At 73.1% G+C, this 13,905-nt stretch carries 11 protein-coding genes and 1 pseudogene; 10 read left to right on the plus strand and 2 right to left on the minus strand.

The annotated features are described in order from the left end of the window. The first annotated feature begins 224 nt into the window (after positions 1–224). Both serA and ACFQ8C_RS34170 read left to right on the plus strand, forming a co-directional pair. Positions 225–1,814 carry a phosphoglycerate dehydrogenase gene (serA, locus tag ACFQ8C_RS34165; protein WP_383465387.1) on the plus strand — a complete coding sequence of 530 codons (1,590 nt, stop codon included), beginning with the start codon at positions 225–227 and terminating at the stop codon, positions 1,812–1,814. A gap of 190 nt (positions 1,815–2,004) precedes the next feature. Then, positions 2,005–3,723: a protein kinase gene (locus ACFQ8C_RS34170; protein WP_383465389.1), complete on the plus strand. Its 1,719-nt coding sequence runs from the start codon at positions 2,005–2,007 to the stop codon at positions 3,721–3,723. A 14-nt stretch (positions 3,724–3,737) separates the two neighbouring features. Here ACFQ8C_RS34170 and ACFQ8C_RS34175 read toward each other — a convergent pair whose 3' ends face one another. After that, positions 3,738–5,078, minus strand: a complete 1,341-nt coding sequence (locus ACFQ8C_RS34175; protein ID WP_383465391.1) for a helix-turn-helix domain-containing protein — start codon at positions 5,076–5,078, stop codon at positions 3,738–3,740. 195 nt (positions 5,079–5,273) lie between these two features. Here ACFQ8C_RS34175 and ACFQ8C_RS34180 point away from each other — a divergent pair, with 195 nt between their 5' ends. From ACFQ8C_RS34180 to ACFQ8C_RS34205, 6 genes are all read left to right on the plus strand, one after another. After that, a complete protein-coding gene (locus tag ACFQ8C_RS34180) occupies positions 5,274–6,200 on the plus strand; it encodes a proline dehydrogenase family protein (RefSeq protein WP_383465393.1) in 927 nt (308 codons plus the stop codon). Positions 6,201–6,230: 30 nt separating this feature from the next. After that, complete coding sequence (gene pruA, locus ACFQ8C_RS34185; RefSeq protein WP_383465395.1) at positions 6,231–7,871, plus strand: L-glutamate gamma-semialdehyde dehydrogenase; 1,641 nt, start codon at positions 6,231–6,233, stop codon at positions 7,869–7,871. Positions 7,872–7,988: 117 nt separating this feature from the next. Continuing rightward, positions 7,989–8,525, plus strand: a complete 537-nt coding sequence (locus ACFQ8C_RS34190; RefSeq protein ID WP_383465397.1) for a GNAT family N-acetyltransferase — start codon at positions 7,989–7,991, stop codon at positions 8,523–8,525. 277 nt (positions 8,526–8,802) lie between these two features. Further along, the gene (locus tag ACFQ8C_RS34195) at positions 8,803–8,934 is read left to right on the plus strand and encodes a hypothetical protein (RefSeq protein WP_383465399.1); all 132 of its coding nucleotides are present in this window, start codon (positions 8,803–8,805) and stop codon (positions 8,932–8,934) included. A gap of 77 nt (positions 8,935–9,011) precedes the next feature. Further along, positions 9,012–10,052 carry a 3-isopropylmalate dehydrogenase gene (locus ACFQ8C_RS34200; RefSeq protein ID WP_383465400.1) on the plus strand — a complete coding sequence of 347 codons (1,041 nt, stop codon included), beginning with the start codon at positions 9,012–9,014 and terminating at the stop codon, positions 10,050–10,052. 243 nt (positions 10,053–10,295) lie between these two features. Then, positions 10,296–11,381 (plus strand): branched-chain amino acid aminotransferase, encoded by a 1,086-nt coding sequence (locus ACFQ8C_RS34205; RefSeq protein WP_383465402.1) that lies wholly within the window; start codon positions 10,296–10,298, stop codon positions 11,379–11,381. A 4-nt stretch (positions 11,382–11,385) separates the two neighbouring features. On the opposite strand, the gene ACFQ8C_RS34210 is transcribed toward ACFQ8C_RS34205, so the two are convergent. Then, the gene (locus tag ACFQ8C_RS34210; protein ID WP_383465404.1) at positions 11,386–12,819 is read right to left on the minus strand and encodes a cytosine permease; all 1,434 of its coding nucleotides are present in this window, start codon (positions 12,817–12,819) and stop codon (positions 11,386–11,388) included. A 131-nt stretch (positions 12,820–12,950) separates the two neighbouring features. Here ACFQ8C_RS34210 and ureA point away from each other — a divergent pair, with 131 nt between their 5' ends. Together ureA and ACFQ8C_RS34220 are read left to right on the plus strand one after the other, a co-directional pair. Continuing rightward, positions 12,951–13,649, plus strand: a complete 699-nt coding sequence (gene ureA / locus ACFQ8C_RS34215) for an urease subunit gamma (protein WP_383465406.1) — start codon at positions 12,951–12,953, stop codon at positions 13,647–13,649. Further along, positions 13,649–13,905, plus strand: a pseudogene (locus ACFQ8C_RS34220) (urease subunit alpha); the annotation flags it as partial. The gene ureA and the pseudogene ACFQ8C_RS34220, both read left to right, overlap by 1 nt.

Below are 13,905 nucleotides of genomic sequence, written 5' to 3' on the forward strand. Positions count from 1 at the left end.
CCGCCCCCCCCCCCGGCCCCCCCCCGCGCCGCTTCCTTGGACAGCCCGTCCAACCCCGGACGGGTGATCCTTCCAACGAGGCGTACGACGTGCGCCGATGCGGCACTACACTGCTCAACAACATCGCGTCTGGCCCACAGCGTCGTGCGCTTCCACGCGGCAAGCCCCCTCCACCGCCTGCGGCCGTCGGGACGGCCGTCCGCACTGCCTCTGTGAGGACTCACGTGAGCTCGAAACCTGTCGTACTCATCGCTGAAGAGCTGTCGCCCGCCACCGTCGACGCCCTGGGCCCGGACTTCGAGATCCGGCACTGCAACGGCGCCGACCGCGCCGAGCTGATCCCCGCGATCGCCGACGTCGACGCCATCCTCATCCGCTCCGCCACCAAGGTCGACGCGGAGGCCATCGCCGCCGCCAAGAAGCTGCGGGTCGTCGCCCGCGCCGGTGTCGGTCTGGACAACGTGGACGTCTCCGCCGCCACCAAGGCGGGCGTGATGGTCGTGAACGCCCCGACCTCCAACATCGTCACCGCCGCCGAGCTCGCCTGCGGTCTGCTGGTCGCCACCGCGCGCAACATCCCGCAGGCCAACACGGCGCTGAAGAACGGCGAGTGGAAGCGGAACAAGTACACCGGCGTCGAGCTCAGCGAGAAGACCCTCGGTGTCGTCGGCCTCGGCCGCATCGGCGTCCTCGTCGCCCAGCGGATGTCCGCCTTCGGCATGAAGATCGTCGCGTACGACCCCTACGTACAGCCGGCCCGCGCCGCCCAGATGGGGGTGAAGCTGCTGGCCCTGGACGAGCTCCTGGAGGTCGCCGACTTCATCACCGTCCACCTGCCGAAGACCCCCGAGACCCTCGGTCTCATCGGTGACGAGGCGCTGCACAAGGTCAAGCCGAGCGTCCGCATCGTCAACGCCGCCCGTGGCGGGATCGTCGACGAGGCCGCGCTGTACTCGGCCCTCAAGGAAGGCCGCGTCGCCGGCGCCGGCCTCGACGTGTACGCCAAGGAGCCCTGCACGGACTCCCCGCTCTTCGAGCTCGACCAGGTCGTCTGCACCCCGCACCTCGGCGCCTCCACCGACGAGGCCCAGGAGAAGGCCGGCATCGCCGTCGCCCGCTCCGTGCGCCTCGCGCTCGCCGGCGAGCTGGTCCCGGACGCGGTCAACGTCCAGGGCGGCGTCATCGCCGAGGACGTCAAGCCGGGCCTGCCGCTCGCCGAGAAGCTCGGCCGGATCTTCACCGCCCTGGCGGGCGAGGTCGCGGCCCGCCTCGACGTCGAGGTGTACGGCGAGATCACCCAGCACGACGTCAAGGTGCTCGAACTCTCCGCGCTCAAGGGCGTGTTCGAGGACGTGGTCGACGAGACCGTGTCCTACGTGAACGCCCCGCTCTTCGCGCAGGAGCGCGGTGTCGAGGTCCGCCTCACCACCAGCTCCGAGTCGCCCGACCACCGCAACATGGTCACCGTGCGCGGCACGCTCTCCAGCGGTGAGGAGGTCTCGGTCTCCGGCACCCTGGCCGGCCCCAAGCACCTCCAGAAGATCGTCGCCGTCGGCGACTACGACGTGGACCTCGCGCTCGCCGACCACATGGTCGTGCTGCGCTACGAGGACCGTCCCGGCGTCGTCGGCACCGTCGGCCGGATCCTCGGCGAGGCCGGTCTGAACATCGCGGGCATGCAGGTCTCCCGTACGGAGGAGGGCGGCGAGGCGCTGGTCGTGCTCACCGTCGACGACACCGTCCCGGCGGCCGTCATCGCGGAGATCTCCACGGAGATCGGCGCCACCTCGGCCCGCTCGGTCAACCTGGTCTGACGCACCACCCGGCCCTGAGGCCGACCCGCACCCGGTCCCCGGACGACCGCCCCGCGAGGGGCCCCGTCCGGCGGCCGGGTGCTCTGCTGTCCAGGGGCCCCGCCGTCGCCGCGGACGGCGGGGCCCGTGCGCGCCCCCCGATCCCGCGAACCCGGCCCGGTCGGCGGGACGCCCCTCGTAGACTCCGGGAATGGCGGAGACGCGGGTGGGGGAGTGGCTGGTCGACGACACCGCACCGCTCGGCAGCGGGCACTTCGCCCGGGTGCTGCCGGCGCGGCGGGTGCGGGCGGAGATGGAGGGCCACGTCGAGCACCGGGCGGTGAAGATCTACCACGCCCGGGGGGACGCGGAGCAGCGCCGGCGGGCGCTGGACGAGATCCGGGTCCAGGAGCGCTTGATGGGCTGCCCGCACGCGGTGGCGTACGTGGACGCGTTCATCGCCCCGGAAGGGCCCTTCGCCGGCTGCCTGGTGCAGGTGATGGAGCTGGGCGACCGCTCGCTCGGCCACCACCTGGACGCCGTGGGGCCGCTGCCCTCCCACGACGCGGCCGTGGCGCTCGCGGGCGTGGCGGAGGCGCTGGAGCACGTGCACGGCCGGGGCCTGGTGCACGCGGACCTGAAGCCCGGCAACATCGTGCGCTGCCGCGGCCTGTGGAAGATCGCGGACTTCAACGTGGCCACGGCCCTGCGGGAGACCGTCGCCCGCGACCTGGGCGGGACGCCGTCCTACATGTCGCCGCAGCGGCTGGCGGCGCCCGCGGGGGGACGGCGCGAGGTGCGCCCGGCCGACGACGCGTGGGCCCTGGGCGTCGTCCTCGGACAGTGTCTGCTCGGCGGACTGCCGTCGTACGTCGCCGAGCCGCGCGCCGAGGAGGCGTCCCGGCTGGCCCGGGAGCTGCTGGACGCGCTCACGGCCTCCGGCACGGACCCGCGGGCGGTCGACCTGGTGCGGGAGCTGCTGGCGGCCGAGCCCGCAGACCGCCCCACCGCGCGGGCGGCCGCGCGCCGGCTGCGGGACCTGGCCGGGACGGTGCCGCTCCCGCGCACCCGCCCGCTGCCGTACGCGGCGGTCGTGGCGGCCTCCTACGGCGACCCGCACCTGGAGGTCTTCGCGGCGGACTCCCGCGGACTGTGCCACGGCTGGAACGTCTCGGGCTGGAGCAAGTGGCACGGCATGGACGCGCCCGGCCCCGCCGCCGCCCTGGCGGCCGGGGCCCCGGAGACGTACCGGCAGCACCTGTGGCTCCTCGACCGCGACGGCCGGCTGTGGCAGCGGGCGCTGTCCGTGGACCCGGAGACCTACGAGCCGATCGAGGACTGGTCGGGGTGGGAATCCGTCCCGACGCCCGGCGGGGCCCCGCTGACGGACATCGCCGCGACCGGGGCGCCGTGGACCGCGCACCGGCTGTACGCCGTCGACGGGGACGGCCACGGCTGGCAGCGGGACCGGCGGGACGACGGGTGGGCGCCCTGGACGCCGGTGTCCGGCACGCGCGGGGAACTGGTGTCCCTGCGGCCGGGCGTCGCCTGCGGCAGTCTCGCCGCCGTCGACCGGTCCGGCGCGGTGTGGTGCAGCCCCGGGCCCGCCACGGGCCGGTGGCGGCGGGAGCCGGACGAGGACGGTCCGGTGCTCGCCGTGGTGCCGCTGCCCGACGAGGCCCTGGTCGTCCTCGCGGGGGGCCGCTGCGTCCTGCGGCCCGGCGGCCTGCACTCCGGCCCCTTCCCCGTGCCGCCGCCGGCCGCCTACACCAGGCTCACCGGCACCTCGCGCTGGAACGGGCACGTCGAACTCGTCCTCGGTGACGACGAGGGCCGGCTCACGCACACCTGGGCCATGCGGGACTCCGCGGGGTGCTGGCGGTGGGACGCCCGGTGGTGGGAGCTGCGGGACGCCGTGCCGGCCGGCTGAACCGGCCGGGTCCCTCAGAGCCGGGCCGCCTTCAGCGCCATGTGCAGCAGGAGGCGGTCCTCGCCGGCGTCCAGGTCGAGCCCGGTCAGCTGTTCGACCCGGGAGAGGCGGTAGTAGAGGGTCTGCCGGTGGATGCCCAGCGCCGCCGCCGTGCGGCCCGCCTGGCCCGCGTGGTCGAGGAACACCTCGGCCGTGCGGGCCAGTTCCGTGTGCGAGGGGCCGAGCAGCGCCCGTACCGCCGGGTCCGGTTCGGCCGGCGGGAGGGCGGTGAGCAGCCGGTACGCGCCGAGCTCCGACCAGTGGGCGAGCGGGCCGAAACGGGGCTGGGCGTGCGCGGTGCGGGCGGCGGCCGAGGCCTCGCGCCAGCAGAGGTCCAGCTCCCCGAGCCCCCGCCGGGGCGCGGCGATCCCGACCACCGCCGTCGGCCCGGCCGTCCCGCGCAGCCGTCCCGCGGCGGTGGTCACGGGGGAGAGGTTGTCGCCCGACCGCAGCCGTACCAGCACGGCCAGGGCCCGCTGCGGGCCGGGGCCGGGGGAGTACCCCGCGCCGGGTGCCGGGCCGTCGGCCGCCGGGGCGTGACCGGGCGTCGTGGTGCGTCCGGAGCCCGGGCCGCCGGCTGCCGGGCGGGCCCCCCGGGCCGCGGTGCCGGAGGCCGGCTCGGCCCCGTGGGCCGGTCCGCCCGGGGTGGTGCCGCGGGCGGGGGCGGTGGCGTAGGGGCCGGCCGGGCCCTGCCACGGGAGGGTGCAGAGGGCGGCGGCGCCGGGGACCGTACGGGGGGAGGGGGTGTCCTCGGCGGGCCAGGGGGCCAGGCAGACGAGGGCGTGGAGGCCGTCCGCGTCCGGGCCCAGGGCCGTGCGGAGGGCGGTGACGGCCATGTCGTACTGCCAGCCGCGCTCCGCCGTGAGGACGGCCCGCAGCTCGCGGGAGAGGTCGGCGCCGGCCCGCTCCTCGTCGGCGAGCAGCTCGCCGATCCTGGCGGCGACCTCCATGGCGGCCGTGAGTCGTTCGTGCGAGGGGCCGGGCTCGGCGTCCAGGAGCCAGACGTAGCCGAGGACGACACCCCGATGGCGTACCGGGAGGCAGATCCGGTCCCGGAAGACGCCCGCGTCCGGCGCGGCGGGGATGCGGACGGGGCCGGTGGCCCGGGTGATGCCGAAGCCCTCGAACCAGGCGCGGACCGCCGGGGTCGAGCGCCGGGTCAGGATCGAGCGGGTGCGCACCGGGTCCATGGCGCTGTCGTCGTCGCTGTCGTGGGCGCCGAAGGCGATCAGCCCGAAGTCCCGGTTCTCCAGGGTCGCCGGGGCGCCGAGCAGCGCCGAGATCTCGTCCACCAGCTCCTGGTAATCGCCCTTCACGGGGCCCATTCTCGCACCCGCCACCCCCGCCTTCAGACAGATGTCTGAGGGTGTGCTCACGGATGCGTGACAGCTGTAGATGGCGCAGGATCGGAGCGATCCTTAGGTTTCACGGTGGTTCTCCGTGCTGTTCCCGGTTCGTACCCATGAGTCCGGTAATGGCCCTGTTCTTCCTCGCCCCTTTGGAGGTGCCCCGTGCTGGGTCCCGTGATCCTCGCCGCGTCGCGCAGCGACAAGATGCGCCGTTTCGTGTCGGCCGCGCCCGGGACCAAGCAGGTCGTGGCGCGCTTCATCGCGGGTGAGGGCGTGGACGACGTCGTCCCGATCGTCCAGGACCTGGCCGCCCGCGGCCTGGAGGTCACCCTCGACGTCGTCGGTGAGGACATCACCACCGTCGAGCAGTCCTACGCCGCCCGTGACGCCTACCTGGAGCTGATCGGCCGCCTCAAGGAGCTGGGCCTCGGCGAGCGCGCCGAGATGTCCGTCAAGCTGTCGATGTTCGGCCAGTCCCTGGAGAACGGCCACGAGCTGGCCCTCTCCAACGTGCGCCCGGTCGTCGCGGCCGCCGCCGAGATCGGCACCACGGTCACCCTGGACGCCGAGGACCACACCACCCTCGACTCGATGTTCGCCATCCACGAGGAGCTGCGGAAGGACTTCCCGCAGACCGGCTGCGTCATCCAGGCCTACCTCTTCCGCACCGAGGAGGACGCCCGCCGCCTCGCCGCCGCCGGGTCCCGCGTGCGGATCGTGAAGGGCGCCTACAAGGAGCCCGCCGAGGTCGCCATCCAGGACAAGCCCGAGATCGACAAGGCGTACGTCCGGATCATGAAGATCCTGATGGACGGCGAGGGCTACCCGATGATCGGCTCGCACGACCCGCGCCTGATCTCCATCGGCCAGGAGCTGGCCCGCCGTGCCGGCCGCAAGCTGGACGAGTACGAGTTCCAGATGCTGTACGGCATCCGCTCCGAGGAGCAGAACCGGCTCGCCGCCGAGGGCCACCGCATGCGCGTCTACACGGCCTACGGCACCGACTGGTACGGCTACTTCATGCGCCGCCTCGCGGAGAAGCCGGCCAACCTGCTCTTCTTCGTCCGCTCCATCCTCACCAAGGGCTGAGCCCACCTCTCACAAGGAGTATCGAGACTCATGGACGCTGTGACCCAGGTCCCCGCTCCCGTCAACGAGCCGGTGCACGGCTACGCCCCCGGTTCCCCCGAGCGCTCCCGTCTGGAGACCAAGCTCAAGGAGCTGGCCGAGAACCCGCGCGAGCTGCCGATGACCATCGGCGGCGTGAAGCGTCTCGGCGGCGGCGAGGAGTTCAAGGTCGTCCAGCCGCACAACCACGCGGCCGTCATCGGCACCTTCCGCGGCGCCACCGAGCAGGACGCCCAGGCCGCCATCGACGCGGCCCTGGCCGCGGCCCCGGCCTGGCGCGCGATGGCCTTCGACGACCGCGCCGCGATCATCCTGCGCGCCGCCGAGCTGCTCGCCGGCCCGTGGCGCGAGACGCTGGCCGCGTCCACCATGCTCGGCCAGTCGAAGACCGCCCAGCAGGCCGAGATCGACACCCCGTGCGAGCTCGTCGACTTCTGGCGCTTCAACGTGGCGTACGCCCGCCAGATCCTGGCCGAGCAGCCGCCGGCCAACTCCCCGGGTGTGTGGAACCGTCTGGACCACCGCCCGCTGGAGGGCTTCGTCTACGCGATCACGCCGTTCAACTTCACGGCCATCGCGGGCAACCTGCCCACCGCCCCCGCCCTCATGGGCAACGTGGTGGTCTGGAAGCCGTCCCCGACGCAGACCCACTCCGCCGTGCTCCTCATGGAGCTCCTGGAGGAGGCCGGCCTGCCCAAGGGCGTCATCAACCTGGTGACCGGCGACGGCATCGCCGTCTCCGAGGTGGCCCTGAACCACCGCGACCTGGCCGGCATCCACTTCACCGGCTCGACCAAGACCTTCCAGCACCTGTGGAAGACGGTCGGCAACAACATCGAGAAGTACCGCTCGTACCCGCGGATCGTCGGCGAGACCGGCGGCAAGGACTTCGTCGTCGCCCACCCCAGCGCCGACCGCGCGATCCTGAAGACCGCGCTGACCCGCGGCTCCTTCGAGTTCCAGGGCCAGAAGTGCTCCGCGTCCTCGCGCGCGTACATCCCCGCGTCCATCTGGAACGACGGCTTCAAGGAGGAGTTCGCGGCGGAGGTCGACGGCATCACCATGGGTGACGTCACCGACCTGTCGAACTTCATCGGCGCCGTCATCGACGAGCGTTCGTTCGCCAAGAACAAGGCCGCGATCGACCGTGCCGCGGCCGACCCGAGCTGCACGATCGTCGCCGGCGGCAGCTACGACGACTCGGTGGGCTACTTCGTCCGCCCGACCGTCATCGAGTGCTCCGACCCGGAGAACGAGGTCTTCAAGGCCGAGTACTTCGGCCCGATCCTCGCGATCCACGTGTACGACGACAGCTCCGCCGAGAAGTACGACGAGATGCTGACCCAGATGGAGTCGGTCTCGGACTACGCCCTCACCGGCTCGGTCATCTCCGGCGACCGCGCGGCCGCCGCGTACACGATGGAGAAGCTCCGCTTCGCCGCGGGCAACTTCTACATCAACGACAAGTCGACCGGCGCCGTCGTCGGCCAGCAGCCCTTCGGCGGCGGCCGCGCCTCGGGCACGAACGACAAGGCCGGCGCCCCGCAGAACCTGATGCGCTGGACGCTGACCCGCGCCATCAAGGAGACGCTGGTCCCGCCGACCGAGTACGGCTACCCGCACATGGGCTGAGGCCCGCCCGCCGCGTGAGCGGCCCCTGATCACCGCCCCCCTCCCCGGTCCCCCCAGACCGGGGTCGGGGGCGGTACTCATGTGCGGCCCCGGAGGAGCCGGTGGCAGGGTGGCGGCATGACCGTGAACCTCGCGCCCACCCACTCCCTCGGCGCGGAGCGGCTGACGGCCGTCCGGGCCCTGCTCGACGCCGCCTTCGACGGCGACTTCTCCGCGGAGGACTGGGACCACACCCTCGGCGGGGTCCACGCCTGGATCGAGGACGCGGCGGGGCTCGTCGCCCACGGGGCCGTCGTCCAGCGCCGGGTGCTGCACCGCGGCGGCTCGTACCGGGTCGGGTACGTGGAGGGCGTCGCCGTCCGGGCCGACGCGCGGCGGCGGGGGCTCGGCGGCGCGGTCATGGAGGCCCTGGAGCGGGTCATCGACGGCACCCACCGCTTCGGCGCGCTCTCCGCCTCCGACGAGGGCGCGGCGCTCTACCGGGCGCGCGGCTGGCAGGTGTGGGGCGGGCGGATCGAGGCGCTGGGGCCGGACGGGACGGTGCGCCTCCCGGACGAGGAGGGCGCGCTCCTCGTCCGCCCGGCCGGCGGTCTCACCCTCCCGGACCCGGGCGCCCCCCTCGTCTTCGACTGGCGTGACGGCGACGTGATCTGAGCCACCGCGCCCGCGGGGCCGGTGATCCGTGCGGTGACCGAGTGAAACGGGCCGTCTCAGATAGTAGGAAGTCCGAGTAATTGTGGAGACAGATGCGGGTCCCTGGCCTAGCTTTGTAGAAGCCGAACGTCTCGCTTCATCAGCGAATGGCGGTCGAGAGCGCGACGCCCCGCGCAGGCAACCCCTGCGGCGACGCTCCCCGCCCCTTCCGGCGCCTTCGATCATCACTGATCTCCGCACATCCGGATCACCACTGATCTCAAGGAGTCGATCCCTCATGGCCACTCAGACCTCCCCCCGCGTCCGCCACTCCGCCGCCCGTCCCAGCGACGAGGCCCGGCAGAACGCCGCCGCAGCCCTCCAGCGCGCCCTCGACCGCCGCGACAACGGCGGATCCACCGGTCACTGACCAGCCCGACGCCTGTCCGTTCGTCCACATGGTGGACGAAGCGTGTCAGACGATGGGACGAAGAGTAGGGTGCCGCCATGTCTCACAGCATCAATCTCGCAGTCATTCCCGGCGACGGCATCGGCCAGGAGGTCGTGGCCCAGGGCCTCAAGGTCCTCGCGGCCGCGCTTCCCCAGGACGTGAAGCTGGAGACCGAGGAGTACGACTTCGGCGCCCGGCGCTACCACGCCACCGGTGAGACCCTCACCGACGCCGACCTGGACTCCCTCAAGAAGCACGACGCCATCCTGCTCGGCGCGATCGGCGACCCCTCGGTCCCGTCCGGCGTCCTGGAGCGGGGCTTCCTCCTGAAGCTGCGCTTCGCCTTCGACCACCACGTGAACCTGCGCCCCTCGAAGCTGCTCCCCGGCGTCGCGACCCCGCTCGCCGGCCAGCCCGCGATCGACTTCGTCGTGGTCCGCGAGGGCACCGAGGGCCCGTACACGGGCAACGGCGGCACCATCCGCAAGGGCACCGAGCACGAGGTCGCCACCGAGGTCTCGGTCAACACCGCCTTCGGTGTCGAGCGCGTGGTCCGGGACGCCTTCGCCCGCGCCCAGGCCCGCCCGCGCAAGAAGCTGACGCTGGTCCACAAGAACAACGTGCTGACCTTCGCCGGCCACCTCTGGACGGACATCTTCAACCGGGTCGCCGGGGAGTTCCCCGAGGTCACCACCGACTACCTGCACGTCGACGCCGCGACGATCTTCCTCGTCACCGACCCGGCCCGCTTCGACGTCATCGTCACCGACAACCTCTTCGGCGACATCATCACCGACCTCGCCGCGGCCGTCTCCGGCGGCATCGGCGTCGCCGCCTCGGGCAACATCAACCCGAGCCGCGACTTCCCGTCCATGTTCGAGCCGGTCCACGGCTCCGCGCCGGACATCGCGGGTCAGGGCAAGGCCGACCCCACGGCCACCGTCCTCTCCGTCGCCCTCCTGCTGCGCCACCTCGGCTACGAGGCCGAGGCCGCCCGGGTCGAGACCGCCGTCGAGGCCGACCTCACCGAGCGGGGCGCCTCCGTCCGCACGACGGACGAGATCGGCGACGCGCTCGCCGCGCGAGTAGCGAGCTGACCCGCGCGCCACTGACACCACTCAGCAGCCGCCGGGTCACCCACGCACCCGGCGGCTGTTTCTGTGCGGTCGCGGGGTGCCCTCAACGAACCTCGGACCGCCTCACCCGTTTCGTACCCGGGTATCCACGCGCGATAATCGGACGTGGGCCGCATCATGCGGGAAAGCTCGGACGTCCTAGCAGTCATGCCGAGCGGGCGTGGGCGCGGTCCGACACACACAACCGGTGAAGGACAAGCACCCATGACGACGATCGAGCTCAAGCCCTCCTCCAGCCCGCTGTCCGACGCGGAGCGCGAGGCGATCCTGGCCAACCCGGGATTCGGCCGCCACTTCACCGACCACATGGTCACCGTCCGCTGGACCGAGGGCCGCGGCTGGCACGACGGCCAGCTCGTGCCGTACGGCCCGCTCTCCCTCGACCCGGCGACCAACGTCCTCCACTACGCCCAGGAGATCTTCGAGGGCCTGAAGGCCTACCGCCGCCCCGACGGCTCGGTCGCCTCCTTCCGCCCCGACGCCAACGCCCGCCGCTTCCAGCGCTCCGCGCACCGCCTCGGCATGCCGGAGCTTCCGGTCGAGACCTTCATCGAGGCGTGCGACGCCCTGGTCCGCCAGGACGAGGCGTGGGTCCCCGCGCACGGCGGCGAGGACTCGCTCTACCTCCGCCCGTTCATGATCGCGACCGAGGTCGGCCTGGGCGTCCGCCCGGCCAACGAGTACCTCTTCATCGTCATCGCCTCCCCGGCCGGCCCGTACTTCCCGGGCGGCGTCAAGCCGGTCTCCATCTGGGCCTCCGAGGACCGCGTCCGCGCCGTCCCCGGCGGCGTGGGCGACGCCAAGACCGGCGGCAACTACGCGGCCTCCCTGCTCGCGCAGGCCGAGGCGGCGGCCAAGGGCTGCGACCAGGTCTGCTACCTCGACGCCGTCGAGCACAAGTGGGTCGAGGAACTGGGCGGCATGAACCTGTACTTCGTGTACGGGAACAAGATCGTCACCCCCACCCTCACCGGCTCGCTGCTCGCCGGCATCACCCGTGACTCCCTCCTCCAGGTCGCCCGCGACCTCGGCTACGAGGCGGAGGAGGCCCGGGTCTCCATCGACCAGTGGCGGGAGGACGCCGCGAACGGCACCCTCACCGAGGTCTTCGCCTGCGGCACCGCCGCCGTCATCACGCCCGTCGGCACGGTCAAGTCCGCCCGCGGCGAGTGGCAGCAGTCGGGCGGCGAGCCCGGCGAGGTCACCATGAAGCTGCGCGAGGCCCTGCTCGCGATCCAGACCGGCAAGGCCGAGGACACCCACGGCTGGGTCCACGAGCTGGGCAAGTGACGCGCTAGCTCCTGTCGGCCAGGACGCCCGGGACGGTCTCCGTCCCGGGCGTCTCCCGTTCCGGGCCCCGGGTCAGGGCCGCGTACAGCAGCCCGCCGGTGAGCCCCGACAGCACGAAGCTGCAGTCGACCCCGCCGGTCAGGGCCAGGAGCGGGCCCTCGTACAGCGGGGTGGAGACGGCGGCCAGACCGGCCGCCGCGCCGAGCGCCCAGGAGACGGTGGCGCGCGGGTGCCAGCCCGCCGCGTACCAGTAGATCCCGCCGCGCGAGCGCCGGTTGTAGACCTGGAGCGCCTCGGGGTCGTACTGCCCGCGGCAGCGCGCGTGCCCGATGAGGGTGATCACCGCCCACGGGGTGCCGATCGCCGTCAGGAGCAGCACGAAGGAGGTCATCGCCGACTGGGCGTCCGAGGCGAAGTGCCCGAGGAAGACGAAGCCGGTGGCGACGGCGGCCACCACGAGGGTGGCCCGCGCCCGGGTGGCCCGGGGCAGGATCGCGTCCAGGTCGAGGCCCATCGAGTAGAGCATCAGGCCGGCGTTGCCGACGGAGCCGGCGGTGGCGGCGAGCAGCAGCGGGACGAGGTACCAGGCGGGGGAGACGGCGACCAGCGGCCCGGCGTACTCCAGGCCCGCGCGGGCGGCGAGCGCCGTGTACGTGCCGAAGAGCTGCGGCACCAGCAGGCCGACGAGGAGGCCCAGCCAGGTGGCCCGCCGGACCGTCCGGGCGCTGTGCCGGGCGGGTGAGACGTAGCGGGTGTAGTCGCCGAGCAGGGTGATGAAGGCGACCGGGCCGCTGAGGCCCGCGGCGACCGCCGAGAGCAGCCAGGTCGGCCAGAAGCCGCCGAGGAGGTACGGGGTGTCCGGCGGGGGCGCGGTGGTGAAGTCGCCGGCGTACGCGACGAGGCCGAGCGCGAGCAGGACGGTCATGCCGACGGCGAGCGCCTTGCTGAGGCGGAGCAGCAGCCGGTAGCCGTACACGGCGCCCACCGCCGTGCAGGCCGCGAGCAGGGCGTAGACGACGGCGTGCGTCCCGTCCCCGGTGGACGCTCCGGTGAGCCGGGCGAGCGTGCCCACCACGACGTCGCCGCCGATCCACAGGGTCAGGGCGGTGTAGCCGAGCGAGAGCAGCAGCCCCACCACCGAGCCGACGAGCCGGCCGCGGACGCCGAAGAAGGCGCCGGAGGAGGTGGAGAGGTTGGTGGCGGTGCGCAGGGAGACCAGCGCCAGCGGGGCGGTGACGGCGACGCCGGCGAGCGTGCCGGCGATCACGGAGGTGACCGAGCCCCACAGGCCGAGGCCGAAGGAGACGGGCAGCCAGCCGAAGACGATCACGCCCAGGCAGAGGTTGGAGCCGAGCAGGATCGCGACGAGGTCGCGGGGTCCGCTGGTGCGTTCGGCCTCGGGGATGGTGTCGACTCCGTGTTGTTCGATCGTCGCCATGGGACCTCCGGGGAAGCGGAAGGGGACATTTTTGAGTGACGCTCAATGTGACCTGACCCTGGAGGGGACGTCAATCCTTGGAACGGTCGGTCTCAGCATTTAGAGTGTTGCTCAAACAGGAGGTGCATGACGTGCGACTGACCCCCACGGAGCGCGACCGGCTGCTGCTCTTCGGCGCCGCCGAGCTCGCCAGGGCCCGCCGGGCCCGCGGACTGCGGCTCAACGTCCCCGAGGCGACCGCCCTCGTCGCGGACACCGTCTGCGAGGCGGCCCGCGACGGCAAGCGACTCGCCGAGGCCATCGCGGCGGCCCGCTCCGTCCTCGGCCCCGACGACGTGCTGCCCGGCGTCGCCGACGTGGTGACCGAGGTCCACGTCGAGGCCGTCTTCGACGACGGCTCCCGGCTCGCCGTCGTCACCGACCCGATCGGCGGGGGCTCGCTCGGCGCCGGCGCGCCCGGCGCGCTGCTGCCCGGGCCCGGCCACCCGGAGCAGGTGCCCGCGCGCACCGTCGCCGTACGGAACACGGCGACGGTCCCGGTCAGCGTGACCTCGCACTTCCACTTCTTCGAGGCCAACCCGCGCCTCGACTTCGACCGCGCCGCCGCCTACGGCATGCGGCTCGCCATCCCCGCCGGCGCCTCCTTCCGCTTCGACCCGGGAGGCTCCGCCGAGGTCGGGCTCGTCCCCATCGGCGGCGCCCGTGTGGCGATCGGCTTCGCCGGCCTCGTCGACGGGCCGCTGGACGCGCCCGGCGCGAAGGAGGAGGCCCTGCGGCGCGCGGCGGCCTGCGGCTACCTGGGAACCGCGTCCGAAGAGGAGGACCACTGATGGATCCCTACGAGTACGCCTCCGTGCACGGCCCCCGGGCCGGCGACCGGGTGGTCCTCGGCGACTCCGGGCTGGTCGTCCGGGTCGAGGCCGACTCCCAGAAGCCCGGCGAGGAGTTCCTGGCCGGCTTCGGCAAGACCGCCCGCGACGGCCTCCACCTCAAGGCGGCGGCCGTCCGCGAGACCTGTGACGTCGTCATCAGCAACGTCCTGCTGATCGACGCCGTGCAGGGGATCCGCAAGGTCTCCATCGGCAT

It is taken from the genome of Streptomyces sp. NPDC056503, assembly GCF_042794995.1.
Taxonomy (GTDB): domain Bacteria; phylum Actinomycetota; class Actinomycetes; order Streptomycetales; family Streptomycetaceae; genus Streptomyces.

Coding starts and splice junctions, on each gene's coding strand:
- ACFQ8C_RS34190 (WP_383465397.1), top strand. CDS start 7,989: ATGACCGTGAACCTCGCGCCCACCCACTCCCTCGGCGCGGAGCGGCTG.
- pruA (WP_383465395.1), top strand. CDS start 6,231: ATGGACGCTGTGACCCAGGTCCCCGCTCCCGTCAACGAGCCGGTGCAC.
- ACFQ8C_RS34170 (WP_383465389.1), top strand. CDS start 2,005: ATGGCGGAGACGCGGGTGGGGGAGTGGCTGGTCGACGACACCGCACCG.
- ACFQ8C_RS34210 (WP_383465404.1), bottom strand. CDS start 12,819: ATGGCGACGATCGAACAACACGGAGTCGACACCATCCCCGAGGCCGAA.
- ACFQ8C_RS34195 (WP_383465399.1), top strand. CDS start 8,803: ATGGCCACTCAGACCTCCCCCCGCGTCCGCCACTCCGCCGCCCGTCCC.
- ACFQ8C_RS34200 (WP_383465400.1), top strand. CDS start 9,012: ATGTCTCACAGCATCAATCTCGCAGTCATTCCCGGCGACGGCATCGGC.
- ACFQ8C_RS34205 (WP_383465402.1), top strand. CDS start 10,296: ATGACGACGATCGAGCTCAAGCCCTCCTCCAGCCCGCTGTCCGACGCG.